Origin of the sequence: [Micrococcus luteus] ATCC 49442 (assembly GCF_010367585.1) — a bacterium.
GTDB lineage: Bacteria > Actinomycetota > Actinomycetes > Actinomycetales > Micrococcaceae > Arthrobacter > Arthrobacter luteus_A.
The window spans coordinates 4,308,696-4,324,421 of the sequence record NZ_JAAAXP010000001.1; the positions used below are offsets into that span (position 1 = coordinate 4,308,696).

8 protein-coding genes and 1 pseudogene are annotated in these 15,726 nt (G+C 58.4%); 4 read left to right on the plus strand and 5 right to left on the minus strand.

The window, feature by feature from the left end; genetic code table 11:
• The first annotated feature begins 435 nt into the window (after positions 1–435).
• From GUV69_RS23655 to GUV69_RS23710, 3 genes and pseudogenes are all read left to right on the plus strand, one after another.
• On the plus strand, positions 436–1,728 hold the full coding sequence (locus GUV69_RS23655; RefSeq protein ID WP_164205453.1) for a lipopolysaccharide biosynthesis protein: 1,293 nt from the start codon (positions 436–438) through the stop codon (positions 1,726–1,728).
• A 593-nt stretch (positions 1,729–2,321) separates the two neighbouring features.
• Positions 2,322–2,504: pseudogene (locus GUV69_RS23705) on the plus strand (hypothetical protein); the annotation flags it as partial.
• A gap of 140 nt (positions 2,505–2,644) precedes the next feature.
• A complete protein-coding gene (locus tag GUV69_RS23710) occupies positions 2,645–2,872 on the plus strand; it encodes a hypothetical protein (RefSeq protein ID WP_244292794.1) in 228 nt (75 codons plus the stop codon).
• Positions 2,873–3,373: 501 nt separating this feature from the next.
• Here GUV69_RS23710 and GUV69_RS19655 read toward each other — a convergent pair.
• Together GUV69_RS19655 and GUV69_RS19660 are read right to left on the minus strand one after the other, a co-directional pair.
• Positions 3,374–3,652 (minus strand): IS110 family transposase, encoded by a 279-nt coding sequence (locus GUV69_RS19655; RefSeq protein WP_164205457.1) that lies wholly within the window; start codon positions 3,650–3,652, stop codon positions 3,374–3,376.
• 816 nt (positions 3,653–4,468) lie between these two features.
• Positions 4,469–5,509, minus strand: coding sequence for a glycosyltransferase family 4 protein (locus GUV69_RS19660; RefSeq protein ID WP_164205459.1), 1,041 nt, complete (start codon positions 5,507–5,509; stop codon positions 4,469–4,471).
• 1,045 nt (positions 5,510–6,554) lie between these two features.
• Here GUV69_RS19660 and GUV69_RS19665 point away from each other — a divergent pair.
• Positions 6,555–7,913, plus strand: coding sequence for an IS110 family RNA-guided transposase (locus GUV69_RS19665; RefSeq protein WP_164205461.1), 1,359 nt, complete (start codon positions 6,555–6,557; stop codon positions 7,911–7,913).
• Positions 7,914–8,149: 236 nt separating this feature from the next.
• On the opposite strand, the gene GUV69_RS19670 is transcribed toward GUV69_RS19665, so the two are convergent.
• From GUV69_RS19670 to GUV69_RS19680, 3 genes are all read right to left on the minus strand, one after another.
• Positions 8,150–9,442 (minus strand): ISL3 family transposase, encoded by a 1,293-nt coding sequence (locus GUV69_RS19670; RefSeq protein ID WP_164205463.1) that lies wholly within the window; start codon positions 9,440–9,442, stop codon positions 8,150–8,152.
• 274 nt (positions 9,443–9,716) lie between these two features.
• Positions 9,717–10,787, minus strand: coding sequence for a glycosyltransferase family 4 protein (locus GUV69_RS23665; protein WP_431197117.1), 1,071 nt, complete (start codon positions 10,785–10,787; stop codon positions 9,717–9,719).
• A 974-nt stretch (positions 10,788–11,761) separates the two neighbouring features.
• Entirely contained in the window at positions 11,762–13,582 is a 1,821-nt protein-coding gene (locus GUV69_RS19680) for a polysaccharide deacetylase family protein (RefSeq protein WP_164205467.1), read from the minus strand.
• Positions 13,583–15,726 lie beyond the last annotated feature (2,144 nt).

Genomic DNA, 15,726 nt, shown 5'->3' on the forward strand with positions numbered 1-15,726 from the left:
TATGAATGGTTCTAATCATAATGGTTGGCCAATCGTGGGCTGTTCCAGTCGCTGTGATGATAAGAAATGAAGTGACGCCGCTTGAACGCTGATTCAGGTCCTCCAATGCCTTGCCGTGAAAAGAATTCAGAGGCTGATTTGTCTCGGCTGGTGAAGGTACGCAGGGAAGGGCAAGGGTTCTACTTAACCGTTAGGCAGAAATTCTTACCCTTTAAAGTTTTTCGAGGGTAGGTTGATTGATGCAGCGATATATCGGAGATAATAAATGATTGCCGCACGAGCGCAAGATCGTATAATAGGTTGCGCATTGCCCATATCCATGAGTGGCGAAGCAGAATGCTTGTGTTTGTCTTGGACCGATAGTCTGCTCCGCGCATTTGAAATGAAGCAAAATTGACCACGGATAAAGACGGAACGCGGTCTCGCCTAGGACGATTGTCCAAGAACTCGTTTATTCAGGCCTCAGGAACAAATTTCCTGATTCTTGGTCTGACGCTAGTTGCCGGCGTGGTTGTAGCGCGATCGCTCGGGGCCGAGGGGCGGGGTCACTATGCGGCAATAATGGCCTGGTTTGGCCTGACTTTAGTTTTGGGTGAGCTCGGTCAGAGTGGTGCCGTAACTTACTACGTCTCTCGACACGGCCGCTGGGGCGCAGATTTTGTAAGATCATCACAGATTCTTATGAGCATTGCCGGGGTGCTTGCCGCTACAGGTGGGGTGCTTGCTGCTGATCTCTTGGCAGGGGGCGACGATGGCTTGGCCGCTGCGTACCGCGTTTCATTCGTCGGTTGCTTGATTAACGGCCTTGGCGCGCCGTACGTCTATGCTTTGCAGGCTGTTTCCATTCGATCTTGGAATTTTATTCGTGTAATCCAGCCTGCTGCATATCTGCTGCTAATGCTAGCAGTGGCCTGGATTGGGCAAATGAGTCTTTTGTCCCTCGCCCTGATACTGGTCACAAGCACGTCGGTACAAATGCTCTGGGCGGGCTACGTTTCAGCTCGGTTCGGGATAGCAGGCGGAAGAAGCCGATCCAGGCTCAGGCGGCCCCTCCTCAAGTATGGTCTGGCGTACTCAGGATCATCAGTTCCACTTGCCGCGTCATCTCAGATAGACAAGCTGGCGCTCTCAAGGATGGTCTCACCCTCCGATTTGGGCTTATATGCCATAGCGTCCACAATAGCCTCGATGGCATCTCCGTTCTCTACTGCCATTTCAAGCGTCATCTTCCCTCGAATTGCTCGACGAGATATTGGCCATGAACGAAAAGTGTCATTGGAGAATCGATCACTGGCTCTCACCGTATGCGTAAGTCTTGTGGTCTCCGTCTTAGTGGCAGCGACCGCGCCTTGGACGGTCCCTTGGATTTTTGGGGATGAATTTGTGGGGGCGGTTTCTCTTACCTGGTGGCTGGTGCCGGCCATGGTTCTCAGGGGTTGCTCTCAGGTGGTGTCGGCCCACCTCAGAGGACGGGGACGCCCTGGGAGTGTAAGTTGGGCCCAGTGTGGAGGCCTGCTCTGCGCCATAGTCGGCATTTTGACGCTTACCCCAATGTACGGAATGGCCGGGACAGCCTTGGGCATTGCTTTGTCAGAATTGCTGGTCATCGGCTGGACGTACGGCGTGCTCCGCAATGCACGCCGTCATGACGGAAATGGAGGACCGTCGCAGATGGGCCCCAAGCATTCTAAGCAACGGCGCAAAGCCACAAGTCAAGGTGATCGGTGATTGCCGCTGCCGCCATTTTCAACATGCCCGACTACCCCGTTACCGACATGGACATATTCGCCTTCGGCCAGCGACAAGTAAGTGTCGAAGCCACGACGAAAGGCCGGTGGCCCGTCCTGCGGAGTGATCAGCAGCCGATTGCATGTGTCCGCCGACCACTACGTCTATGTGACATCCCTGTTGCTGATTGGCCGACATGATGGGCCAAGCGACGTTGTTCTAGGATGGATCCCTGTGCCCCCGGCACGAATGCAACAAGGAAACAAACCCAGTCCCGGGGCCGATAGGGTCCATCCGCCGCCTCCGCGACGCCGTCGTGGCCGCGGTGATCGGATGCGGACGGCCAGCATTAGAAGCGCCATCCTCGCTTGGGGTTTCCTAGTAGCTGGCTAGCGGACCCTGGTTCTTCAGCCGTCACGCTGCCCGTGTCTATGTTTTGGCACGGGGATTTTTGCATTGATGAGACCGGGTACCCGGCTCTTCACGGTTTGTGGGGGGGTGAGTTCGTGTCGTTGAAGACAAAGTGGCCCGTGGCTCCTGCTGGGAGGAGTGTGTCTAAGCATTTCAACCCGGAACAGGACCACGAGCCTTGATTGAGCCTACCGGGGTCGCGGCCGACGCTGCCATCATCCTCTTCAACCTGCCCAACTATCACGTCATTTCCACCACCATGTCCGCTGGCCGGCGGCAAGTCGTCGTCGAGACCGACGAGCTGCCCGAGTTGCGGGGTCATCGCCTCCCGGCGGAAGGAGCGCCGCTTCCAACGGCTCCGCGATATTCCAGTTGCCGGACCGGTAGACGTACTCTGGTCCAAGTACCGCTGGTACTTCGAAGAAGCTGAATGTGATCGGCTGTCGTTCTTCGATCCCAGGTGCCGCGCCGTGCCCGTTCCACGAGCCGGCTTCGGGACCAGCTCGTGGATGCCGTCATTAGCTCCGGCAGGGCAGTGTCTGAGACAGCCCTCTGCTTCGCCGTGTCCTGGTGGATGGTCCGCGCTGCCGTCACCGAGGCGTATCTGCTCAGGCTTCCGGACGTGGACAAGCTCAGCCCCCGGATACTTGGCATTGATGAGCACCGGTTCCGTCCGTGCGCTACTTCCAAGACCCGGGGACGAAGGCCTGGACGCGGTTCGAACCCTGGATAACGACCATCGCCGATCTGGACACCGGCCAGGTCCTGGGCATCGTGGACGGAAGGGACCACAAGGGTGTCGGGGACTGGCTGTTCGCCCGTCCTCTTGAGTGCGGCTCGCCGTTCAGGTCGTCGCCATTGATGGGCTCTGGTCGGCAGACAGGCTGAGTGCACCGTCTCCCGTGTTCTGCCGTGGCGGTGGTGGTGTCCGTCCGGGAAGCCAACTACAAATCAGTTTCTCTTGAGAAGCGCCGTCCGACCGCGGCATGACACTCATCTCAGGGATCCATTTCCCCACGAACCGCAAAGAGCCGCCCTAACGCTTGTCAAGCCTCTTTTGGCTCTGGTCGGCAGACAGGCTGAGTGCACCGTCACCCGTGTTCTGCCGTGGCGGTGGTGCTGTCCGTCCGGGAAGAGCTCGTTGCCGGCCCCGGCTGTTGCCCTGGCTGGTGGAGACGGGGAGTGAGCAAGAGTCTGCGGCTTGGCGTTGTCCGGTATCAGTGTCTTCTGATAGCTACCGTGTCAGACGTGCCCGTTTCGCTTCGACAGTGTGGGACCGTGACTGCGTGCGCTGTTTGGGCGGGACTGTGTAGCGGGAAGCGATGAGCTCTTTTGCGGCCCATTTGGTGACCGGCTGCCCATCGATGTCGCGGAGTTCATACATTTGCCCTGTGGCGAGGGTCTTCCACGTCCGTTCGGCCAGCTTCCTGACGACCGCGATAGTGGCCTGGGTGTGGCGGTGTCCGTGTTCGGTCATGAACCGGTAGTAGAACGCGGCGAGCTGCGGGTCCATGGTCCGAGCGACCGGATCCGTCGCCGACGTAGGCGCGGATACAGTGACCGGTTGCGGGGCCCACACCAGGCAGGAAAAGGATCAGGGGATCATCGCCGTAGAGATTCTCCCACCACTTGCGCGCGTGGGCAGTTAGGCGCTCGACTCTGGCCCTAGACTCCTGAAGGTCAGCGAGGTGTTCGGTGACATCGACGGCCAGTGCATCCAGATCTAGGTGTCCATCCCAGAAGTCTGCCCATCCCCGGGCCGCGGTCTTGATCGCGGTGGCGCGGGCGGGCGTGTCGGCGACATCGCGACTGTGCTCGGCGAACACGGCCGTCAAGGTTGCCGCGCGCGCCGTGCCAGGGAACGGAGGTGGGGCGACCGGCCCACCACCGGGAGGGCTGTTGGCTTCCAAACCTTCAAATACTCAGGTCGGAGAGATGCGTCGGCCACAGTGGGCTACGGCGCAGTAGAGGGCATTCCATCCACAGCGATTTCGTTGAGCTTTACCCACATGGCGCGCAAGGACTGGCTGCTGTTTCGTCGGACGGTGGCAGTCCTTAGACCTCGTCCATCCCAGCGCTCGACCAGCAAATCGCCCTCGCAAGATCGGGTCACGAACACGTCATCGGCCACCCATGCCTCCCCGTTTCTGTACCCGAACATGGCGACCGGCAGCGGTCGTGTTGGGTCATTAACTGCATCTGAATCGTCATCATAGCTACCCATGCAGTGAATTTAGCCCACACAAAACTGGCCGGCACGAGTAGTCGCTACCTATGTTCAAACTTCAGGGTACTCGCCATCACTATGCCGAAACTGGTTCGAGCAAGTCTAACTAACGCGGTCATAGGTGACCGCCAGCGCCGAGAGATACTTTTCGCCGGCTGCCTGAAAGCTAAACCGGGAGAGGACCCTCTCACGACCCTTCAATCCGGCGCGTTCGCGTGCTGCCGGATCAGTCGCCCACATGGCAAGAGAAGCGGCAAAAGTTTCGGTGAAATCTGGGCCAAATTCAACCAAAGTCCCAACCTCGTCGTCGCCTACGGCGTATCGGGCTCCCTCTGTCGCGCTGGACACTACTGGAATGCCTGAAGACATGGCCTCTAGTAACACAATTCCCAAGCCTTCCTCTGCGGATGCAAGAACAAAAACATCAGCAGCCTGGTACAAGCCAGGCAAGGACGTTGGTGAAACGTCCCGATGGATCTCGACTTCATCCTGGAGCTGCAATTGAGCAATCAACTCGTATTCATCCGGCTGGATATCCCCGCGCCCAGCAAGAACCAATTTTTGAGTCAAGCCAAACTTCTCACGGGCAATTTTGTATGATCGGAGGAGGCTCTTAATGTCTTTGCGCGGATCTGCAAGCCTTCCGACGAAGAGAAAGTACGGCGCAATCTTGGGCAAGGCGGCTTCCGCAGGAGAACGATCCGCCGAATGATGCTTGTACGGAACGTATAGATCGGTATCAATGCCAGGAGGAGCTAGCTCGACTCGCGCCCCGACGCGGTCGCCACAGTACTTGAACATCCAGTCGTTAATGACCATGAGGTGCTGTGGGATATATAGGCCCTTTTTATCCAGACGCTCAGCAATGAGCAAGTTCAGCGTCGCAGCGAGCCGCCGAAGGCCTGTGAGGGAGCGGAGAAGTTGTCGACGTTCTAGCGAAACCAGGGTAGCGATTTTTGCTATATGCGGAACTCGCAAGGAACGGAGCATCAAACACTGTGCTGGTGTTCCGAAAACGCCCACTACGGCATCGTAGGAATTCAAAACTTCATCCAGCTCAGTCCGCCTGGTATAACGCATAAATTCGAGCTCTGACCAGTTGGCGCCGACATACGTCACCTGGACACCGGAAACATCGCGCACGGACGTAGTCACCCCACGCAGCCAGGTCCTGGGATTTAAGATTCGTCGGCTTTCTGGCGCCGCATTCCACATTCTCGGCGACACGATTTCTGCGGACCAATCAGGCCGCGATCTAACGACTGTGACAAGGAAGTCAGCGAATGTCGCAAGCCCTCCGCCAGGAGAACGTTCCGTGAGATACTCAGGAACTACTATAGCTATTCTAATGACCTTTTCCCCAATCGAATGTGCCCAACTAATCTCTGATTCTACCCCAAGATTAGCGTTCGTCACTCTCTCCAAAGCGACATATGGCAGAGTCAGAAGCGCTCGTTTTGGCTCTGCCAGTGCTGCCAGGATCTGAGCTGGTTGGCAAGCTTCCAGTTACCTACATGAGGGAAAATCCGGACAGGAAGTCGCCGCTAAAGTTAGCGGCGCCGAGCCGAGCGACGAGGGTCGTTATGGGCCGTTCGGGCTCTCGATGTGGTCCCATGCGTATGGATCGCCGCGGCTGCGCCACGTGATGGCCAGCCCGGCCGGCGGGCCACGTGGCAGCAGTGGAGGTCCAGAGGATGGACTAGGGTCCAGGCGGGCCAGGGGAGTCGCTAGCTTACGAGTAGATCCCGAGCCCAAGGACCTAAGCGAGGATACGGGGCTTGTATCTCTTAAGTACCCCTGTTGACGTGGGGTGGTCGTCGTTTACGGTGGCTTTGGGAGGGGCCGGGGTGGTTCCGGTTTTCGGCTGGGCGTCATGGCCCGTGAAAGAGATCGTCGCCCCCGGCCTGTCTTCCAAGCAGACCCGATTGAGGGAATTGGTGGCCGGAAGAGAACGGTGCGCAGCACCGGGTTTCGTCCGGGCGGGCACCGAATGACTCACAAGCGCGGGAACTGTATCCGACGCTTCCTCAGCAGTCGCGGGCGTGTGAGGGAGGTCGCCGCCGGCGCTCAGAACAGTGCATGACGGTTCTCCCCAAGGATGGGGAAGCCCGGCCTGGTGACTCGGCTGGTGGACCGGCAAAGACGGGTTTTCCTACCGCACGTATTCGATGCGAGGAGGAGAACCATCATGCAAAATCAGGATAAACCCGGCGGAGTCGTGCGCGCAGTGGCGGGTATCGACGCGGCCATCACGGCACGCCACCATATCGCGGTGCGGGAGTTTTTCGACGACGGTACAGAACACCTAAGCCGTTTCACGGTCGACCCGACACTGGCCGGGTTGGAGAGACTCTCGGCGCGGCTGGCCGCAGTTCCGGCACCTGTGACAGCGGTCGTGGAACCGACCTCGATGACCTGGCTGGCGCTGGCCCTCGCGGTCGAACGGGCCGGCGGCCAGATGGAAATGATCGGTGCCCGTCACTCCGCACGGCTGCGCGGAGCCATCATGGGCAAGAATAAACCCGATGTCATAGACTCCGAAGTCCTCACCCACGCCGGAGAGATCTTCGACCCGCCACCCCTGGTCCTGGCACCCCCGGGACAGCTGGCGTTGCGGCGGGCCGTGGTCCGCCGGGCCGGCGCCGTGATTGACGGGAACCGGTATTGGCGGCGGCTGCTGTCGCTGGCGAGGTGGGCGTTTCCCGATGTGTGGACCGCGTTCGCCGGATCCGAATCCACGGCCCTCGCCGTGCTGGGCCGCTGGCCCCACCTCCGTTCCCTGGCATCGGCGCGTGTGGCGACGCTGACGGCTGTGGTCGCCGAGCACACTCGCGATGTCGCCGACACACCCGCCCGCGCGACGGCGATCAAGACCGCAGCCAGGGGATGGGCGGATTTCTGGGACGGTCACCTGGACCTGGACGCGCTGGCCGTCGACGTCACCGAGCACCTCACGGACCTGCAGGAATCCCGCGCCAGGGTGGAACGCTTCACTTCCCACGCACGTCAGTGGTGGGAGCAGCTCTACGGCGATGACCCGCTGATCCTGTCCCTGCCAGGTGTTGGCCCGGCAACCGGTCCCTGCATCCGCGCCTTCTTCGGCGACGGATCAGGGTTCGACAGTGCCAAGAAAGCAGCGAACTATGTCGGCATCACCCCTTCGAACTGGTCCTCCGGGACGATGAACCAGTCCCGCCGGGCCATCAGCAAGGAAGGGCCTGCACCGTTGCGCCTGGCTTTCTACCAGGCCGGCAGCGTCGCCCGGACCATGGATCCCCAGCTGGCCGCGTTCTATCACAGGCTCATGACCGAACACGGCCATTGCCACACCCAGGCCACGATCGCTGTCGCCAGGAAACTGGCCGAACGAACCTGGAAAACCCTCACCACCGGGCAAATGTATGAGCTGCGGGACCTCGAGGGACAGCCAGTCACCAAACGGGCCGCGAAAGAACTCATCGCCTCCCATTACACCGTCACACCCAAGCAACGCAGCCAGTCGCGGTCCCACACGATCGAAGCGAAACGGGCCCGCCTGACACGGTAAGTATCGATCACCGCCACCCCGTTTCTGAGGCCGCCGGCGATCTTCCGCCCCACCAGCCCGGGGATGCAAACCAGCGACCCAACGACCCGGTCCCGTCCCGATGGACGCACTTCCCGTCACCGCGGAACACAGGTGACGGTGCACTCACCCTGCCTGCCGTCCAGAGCTAAAAAACTGTTGACAAGCGTTAGGGAATCTCTTCGCGGTTCATGGGGAATTGGAATCCCTGATGAGTGTCATGCCGCCGTCCGGGCGGCACTTCTCATGAGAATAACTGATTTGTAATTGCCTGGGTTGCGGTAGCCGCGGCCGGTGCGTTTGATGTGTTTGATGGCGGTGTTGTTGGCCTCGACCTTGCCTGTTGTGGCGCCGGTAACGATGAGGACTTCGATCTCGTTCCACCATCTGCAAACGGTCCGGTAGAGCTTTTTCGTCTCGGGCCGCGCGGCGGCCTGAACAAGGACGTGGAGTTCTTCTTTCGCGACGGCTGCGTCGGCGAGGGAGCTCGTGCGGAGCAGTGCCCGCAGTTGTTCTTTGACCTTCCAGACCGCTTCGAGCCTGCCGGTCGGGTCGTCGGCGGCGAAGACCTCGGCCAGGCGGTGTGCTGCGCTGTCGCTGAGGGTGTCGCCGGCGCGCAGGAGCAGCATCCGGTGCGCCCAGGCCTTGTCCACGGTGCGGCCGCGTCGGCCCTTGACCTCCTGGGACAGGTTCTGCCGTGTCTCGGTCATTGCCTGGTTGCCCAGGGAGATGAGGTGGAAATGATCGACGGCGACGCCGGTGCGTGGCAGCCACATCCGTAGCGCTTTGCGGAACGCGGCCGAGGGGTCGATAGCCACGACCTGGACGCCCAGTCTCCATGCCAGTGGGCGGGCGAAGAGCCAGTCGCCGACACCCTTGTGGTCCCGACCATCGACCACGCCCAGGACCTGCCCTGTGTCGAGGTCCACGATCGTGGTCATCCAGGGCTCTTGTCGGATCCAGGCGCTGGATTCCGGGTCGCGGAAGAATCGGACGGACCGGAACCGGTGTTCATCAATGCCCAGCATCCGCGGACTTGTTTCATCGACATCAGGCAGCGTGAGCAGGCAGGCTTCATTCAGCGCGGCCCGTACCATCCACCACGAGACACCGAACGCCGCAGCGGTCTCGGACACTGCCCGTCCCGAGCGGATCACCGCGTCAACGACGTGGTCCCGGAGCCGGCCGGTGGATCGGGCACGGCGCGGGACCTGGGTTGTGGATTCAAAGAACGAGAGCCGTGGGCAGGTCCGTTCCTCGCAGTGCCAGCGGTATTTGGACCAGAGTACTTCCACGGTGCCGGCGACCGGGATGTCCCGTATCCGCTGGACACGTCGTTCCTTCCGCCTGGTCGCTACGACACCGCAGGTCGGGCAGCCAGGTGGCTGGTCGGTTTCGATAATGATCCGGCGGCTCCCGTCGTCCAGGACGGTAGCGGAAATGACGCGGTAGTCGGGCAGGTTGAAGATGCTGGTGGCAGCGTCGGAGGCCACCCCGGTAGGCTCAGTCAAGGCTCGTGGTCCTGTTCCTGGTTGAATGCTAGACACACTCATCCCAGCAGGGCCACGGGCCCTTCTGTCATCTACGACACGAGATCAATTCCCCACCAACCACGAAGAGCCGGATACGGTGCATATTGCGCAGCAACGTAAACAAATTGGGGTCCAAGGGCGATTTTAGGTGACGAGTTGGCGCGGGTCGTACCGAAGTGCTATTCGAGAATCAACTCAACGTTCGCCCCAGTGGATCGGCCGCAAACCTACTTGGAATCTAAGCAAACAGCAGTCAGTACTCAACCCGATTAACACTCGTTACTGCGGACTCATGCAAATTTGGGCTAGTTTTCATGATCAAGTCAAAAACGTGTGACTGACCCGCTGTCGATGCACGCCAACGTTCATACTGTTTCCCTGCATCGTATCGGTACGACAGCCTGCTAGGCGCGGGTAGTGACGCGTATCTTTCTATCGCTTCGGTCCAAGGGCCAATTTTATTTTCCTTTATAAGAACACCACCGCCGTCCGCAATATAGCTGCTCCAGGGTGTAACATCTGCACACATTACGGGCAGCGAAACTGACAGTGCTTCGGCCACCACATGCGAAAAATTTTCGCCGTGTGTGGGAAGGAACATAACGTCATATGTTCTCAGGGTAGGGGCAACTTCGGCGCTTGGAACGGGACCCCTAAAATTGATCGCTATGTGAGCTGGCAACTCGGCTGCCAAGTCCCTGCATTTTGCCGCGTACTCGCGGTCTTCCTCAGGTCCATATATGTCAACAGTGAGCGGATGGGAAACGCCAGCGAGCGCTCGAAGCAGTTCCACGACTCCCTTGACTGGAACCATCCTGCCCATGACAACAGCCCTCAAGCTAGGTCGAGGACTAGAGGGCTCAGCCGCGGTCATCGGTAGGGCGGTATTGTCTTCGGCAACGACTATCTGAGCCGACCTGCCTATCTGGGCGCGAATGTTCTCAGCCTCCTGGATGCTTGAAGCATGCCACAACACCCCACGGCCGCCCCGAAACAGCAGAAAAGCACCTAAAAAGAGCTTTTTCTTTACGCGTTTGATATTCAGTGCTCCCGGACCGAATTCACCTCGGGGTGCAACGACGAAACGCTGTGAGCGTATTAGGCCAATTCTCCACAGGGCTAGTGGAAGAAGCGAATAGACGGGATCAAAGAAACTGTTAGTATATAGAATCCGCGCTTGGAATGAGCGTGCATATCCGAAAGCTTGTAGTCGGCTACGAAGGCCAGGCGACGCATAGTAGACGGTCGAAGCGCCCCAGCGCTGGGCAGAGTTGGCCACTACATCCATGGATTGCGTCTGGCCCAAATCTCTGTCTGACGTCATGACAGCAGTGTCATAGGCTGCAGGGGATTGGGTAACGATAGCGGCCACGGACTTTAGTGCACCCCCACCGAGAAATGCAGGTGGAAAATACGCGCTGAATACAAGGACTTTGACTCTCGTCACTGTGATTACTACCGATCGCTTTCCGATTTGAGCGGGGGCACTCAAATTCCATCTCTACCACTGAGGATACATGTTTACGCTGGCCTGACCCTGATAGTTCAGGAGAGCTGGAAGTAAAGCAGTGAAGGTATGGCCAATGCCGCCACAGGCGTAGATGTAAGTCTGGAGTTCAGTTTGTAGATTATACCCTGCCGACGAGTCTGATCTCATAGAACCGGCTTCGAAGCTCGACCGGTGTCGGCCGGAGAGCATGAAGCCATTTGCCCGTGCCTTTGACGCGCAACCTGATTCTCAGCGCTACAATGATCCGGAGAGCGGCGGGTGTGAGTCTGATTTTGAAACGTGACATCGTCTGACCCAAATCCTCGGACTTTCCAAGGATTGGCACGTGATTCCGTCGGCATTTTCAATACTTTTGGGCTTTATAGTGAAGTTGCCTTAGCGATTGTACGTCTACTTCGTGTTAGCTGCTGATCGGTGACGGCTCTAGCGGCAAGCTTTGGCCGAGGGCCTGCGCCACTTGAAGCAGAGGGTGTTTCGGGCGGACTTGCGGCAAATACCGCATGTTTGGCGGAAGCGGACACCAATGCCATGGACCAGGTTCCGGCAAGGCTTGGGCCCGACGGCCGGCGGGTCCGGGACATCCACCTAGCGTGCTCCTGAGCGCCGCCTCGAGTAGCCCTCTGTAAGCCGACATCAACTCCCCGGTCCTTTTGACGTCATTTCGACTATCCGGGCACCCGCCTCGTCGCGTTCGGCCTCAGCGCTCGCAAGCCGACTTTGACATATGCTCAATTGAACAGTCAAGTGTCCGATCTGTCGGCATGCTTCTGAGTAGGCTTCTTCCAAAGTCATGACGTAGTGACCGTTCTTTGCACGATGACGCCCTTGTCCGTCTTGCCCCGGAATCGAAGTTCGCCTGTTTCGCCATCGAAATAAACGCCAACCTCTCCATTGTCGAGTGAGTCATCTGAGGGTTGTGCGGCGCAGAGCGCTATCCGACGCGCCCCAGTGTGATCGGTCAAGCTAAAACGGTACGCCTTGACGGTCGCAACGGAGCCTCCCGTGCCGGTGTCCCATATCATCGGGCCGCCTACACCTTCCCGGCTCCAGGTCATGGGGGACAGTGTCCCCTCGGCGGCCCCAGAAAGGGTCTCAAACTGCAGCGATGGCCCCGAAACCTCGTTCCCGCTGATTTTCACTGCGCTGAAGAAATGTGCTGGGCCGGACACATCGATGCCCGCGGTAGTCCGGCCAAAGGTGATCATAGCGCCGACGCCCGACGCTGTAGCAGGTGCGCTGAGCCTAATTGACGTCGAGGATTCTCGGGCAGTGATTATTGAGTTGGGGGGGATGCCCGGGCCGCTTATCGGGAGGCCAACGTCCTCGGCCGTAAAGTTGGCGGTCGGGGAGCTCACTGCGGTCGAGCCGTCTGTAGTGGTTACGTCGGTGTAGGTAGTACGCTCACCTATCTGCAGACCATTACCTGCGAATAATCGCTGACGAAATTCCCACCTATTGCCGCCCGTCGCATCGAAAACCGGTGAGTTAGTAAGCGGATTGAGCCTCAACCATGCGGAATCACCAGCCTCATCGCCGCGCACGAGCTCTAGGCGGGTACTCCGAACCGTTTCGAAATAGGCATGACCCGAGGCATCTAAAGATGCGCCCGCCGGACCTCTCAATATCGTACGCCGCGACATACCCTCGTAGAACGTTCCCATTGAAATATTGTTGCTCGCAACATAGTCGATCACAGTCCCGATCATATGCAATTGTGCAGCCGTCAGCGCACCATGCACCAGGAATATGCACATCGAATGATTTGTAATCGCAGTATCTACGCAGGCCTTTACCTCCTCGGCCGAAAGGCCTTGAATTTCGAGGGAAAGAACATCAAATGGGTCTTGTCCACGCACGGCGACTTTACCCTTGGTGCCGCGATAGAACTCATGGCTTCGCCCCATAATCTCGCGAACTTGTGGATTAGATTGGCCGTACGGATATGCGCCAGTCTTGACCTTGACTCCTGGGAATTGGGACTCAATTGACCCAACGGCGCTGGTAACAAGCGAGTGTAGGGCAGCAGCGCCGTTAGCCGCCAAGTACGTCGTATAGGACTCATGCATGACGCCATGAGTGCCGATTTCGTGGCCCTGTTCCACAATCTTTTTAACCTGCGCTGTCGTTATGAAAGAGTCGCCTGGCCAGTCGGGGGCGGGGCCAGGCTTGTCCACATAGCCGGAGGACAGGAAAAGCGTGCCCTTCACGCCCTTGGACGTCAGCAGATCAAAGAAGGCGCCAGCAGTCCCATAGCCGTCATCAAAGGTAAAGGAGACGAAGGCGGACGGCTCCATGCCGCCGTGCATCCGGTGTTGAAACATAGCCTCTGCCGGTGATGCGATCGTGGCAGCCAGGTTGGGAAGTTGCGCTAATGGGATCTTACGGTCGCTGTCCAGTGTTGCCACACCGGAAGCGGCCCCCTTTTCAGCAATAGGTATGTATGCAGGTTGCCGATCTGGAGGCGGAGCCGCATCAGCACTATTCAGTCCGATAGTTGAAAGAGCAGAGATACTTGTGGCCAATGTTCCATATTTAAGTAGTCGGCGACGCATCAAAAGGTCTTTCGGTCCGATGGCCATATTTTGGTTATTCTCTCGCTTGCTATTCATAACAGAACCAACTTTGGATTGCTTGCCAAGAAAGCGATCACTATCAATTTCAGCACCAACTTTTTAGCCTTTCCGACACATGAACACCATCTTGTATAGAAAGTACGGGATGCGGGAATAGCAAGCCACGGTGGAAGGTACCCGTTTAGTTGGCTAGTAGTACTTAGTCACCGCCTTTAAGTACCTTGGTTTTGAGCTCGCGGAATGCTGAGCAGATAGGTAACAGTGGCTACGATCCTGTCAGCAGCGGAGGCTTCATGCGATGGCTGATTGGTTGTCATGGGTTGTCTCTGAATAACTTCGCGCGGTCACGCCGTGCAGGTAACACAGTGCAGCCGTTTACGATATGAGGTCCTTAGACCCCTCGGCCGAATACTTCGCTTCAGCCACGTTGTCCACGACTTCTCCGGTCAGTTCCCTTCCAAACAGGCCGTTGAAGGACTCGATGAAGCCGTCTTCCAGGGCTGATTCACGGTCAATGACTGCAGATACGGCCGGCGCCGTTCGGCCATTTTGATCAATGCGGCGGGGTGAGCGGGGTCCGTTTCACCCCTGAGGTAGGTCCGGGCGGTACCAGTTTCGGCCACAACGTTCTTCATCACGGCTATGCGTCGGCGCCCTTCAAACTATTCTTGCGGGGTGAGGCCGGGAAGCCGCGGCTGTGTTCGCCTACGACATGGAACAGGCGGACATGGCAGCCCTTGGAACTCGTCGGGCTAGAAGTCGGCCATCGCCACGTCAGAGCTTGCGAAGCCCTTAGCCCTTCAACACCGGCCCGTCGCACTCGGGTTGTGACAGATGTTGCAAAGGCACCCTTCGGGCACTCCCAAGCGGGAGGTTTCCTACGGCAGGCATGTGCGGGCAAACTGCATCTCCTGTAGGGCAGGGGTCGGCAGATGCGTGAGGCAACCACGCTCAGGGGTGAGGGGCTTACGACTGATAGGACAGCTGCAACGGCCGCCAGTAGGTGGAGCTTTTTTGGCCACTGACGGACCACACTTCTGTACCGGTCTTGTCAGGCTCAGCAGCGTATTCGCCATAAGACGATGCCACCCAGGAGCGTAAATCGCTTAGCTGGGTAAAGAACAGGTCCGGATGTGCTCGGGCCGCCGCTGCCCGCCCCCGGCTCCCGCGTCGATGCCGCAAACGCGAGAGACCGATTTCATGATCTGCTCGAACGTGCTGCGCAGCGGGAAAAGGAACTATATATGGCGCACAATCTGTTGGGGGTGGAAAAAGTTCGAAATCCTAATGGACGTGGGCGCGACAACTGGCCTAGGTGGAAGCCCGATAACACCGCAATCGTGTATGACAGGCCAGGGTTGTTCACCAGCGCACTCAACTACAGACGTGGATCCCATTGAGCATGCCGGCACAACAGCCCGAGACCTTCCATCCCGGCAGAACAATTGTCAAAAATGTGAAGAAGCAAAAGAGGCCGTGCGGTATATCGCCGCCTCGGTTGGTGCCCGCGCAACAACGGCCAGTATTGGCGCTATGCGATGCCGGTAGCTTACGGAAGCCTGGGCAGCGCTGACGGGGGAGCCTGGTATTGGCCAAGCCGGGAAAATGCGGTGATCAGCAACTTTGATTGAAGGCTGACTTAACGAAAGCCGCGGTTTCGTAAACGAATCGGTAGGCCCAGGACCTCTTCGGATTGCTAAAAGAGAGGACTGGCAATTTTTGCCAGTACGCAATCATTCGCAGGTCATCTTTGTAGCAATGCCGGATAATGGACCGTGCCCTAGTTATGTGAGACTGCATCGTTAGCACGTTTGCGGATTTCCATCCGTTTTCTCGGGAGAGTCGGCTAAGCGCTCGAGCCTCTCCTTGTGTGGTGACGGGATCGGGTGAAAAGCAAATGATACGGTATGCACGCCGCTCGTAACATATATCGGGGTCGGGATTGCCGGGCTGACCTTGCGGTATGGAGAACACTAGAGTGCCCGCTGCGCCCTGGTCCATCAACTGCTCAGCCTGCCACCTGCGATCACCAGCTGGCGCCAACACAAAAAGCACATCGGCACGTTCCGCGGCATCAGTTGCTGGCCTGACGAGAACGAAGAAGCCGGCGGCCGCCCAGAGTATCATCCCCGATGATAAGAGGGCCACCGCTCGGAGAAATTTTTTGTGGACCGGGGGGC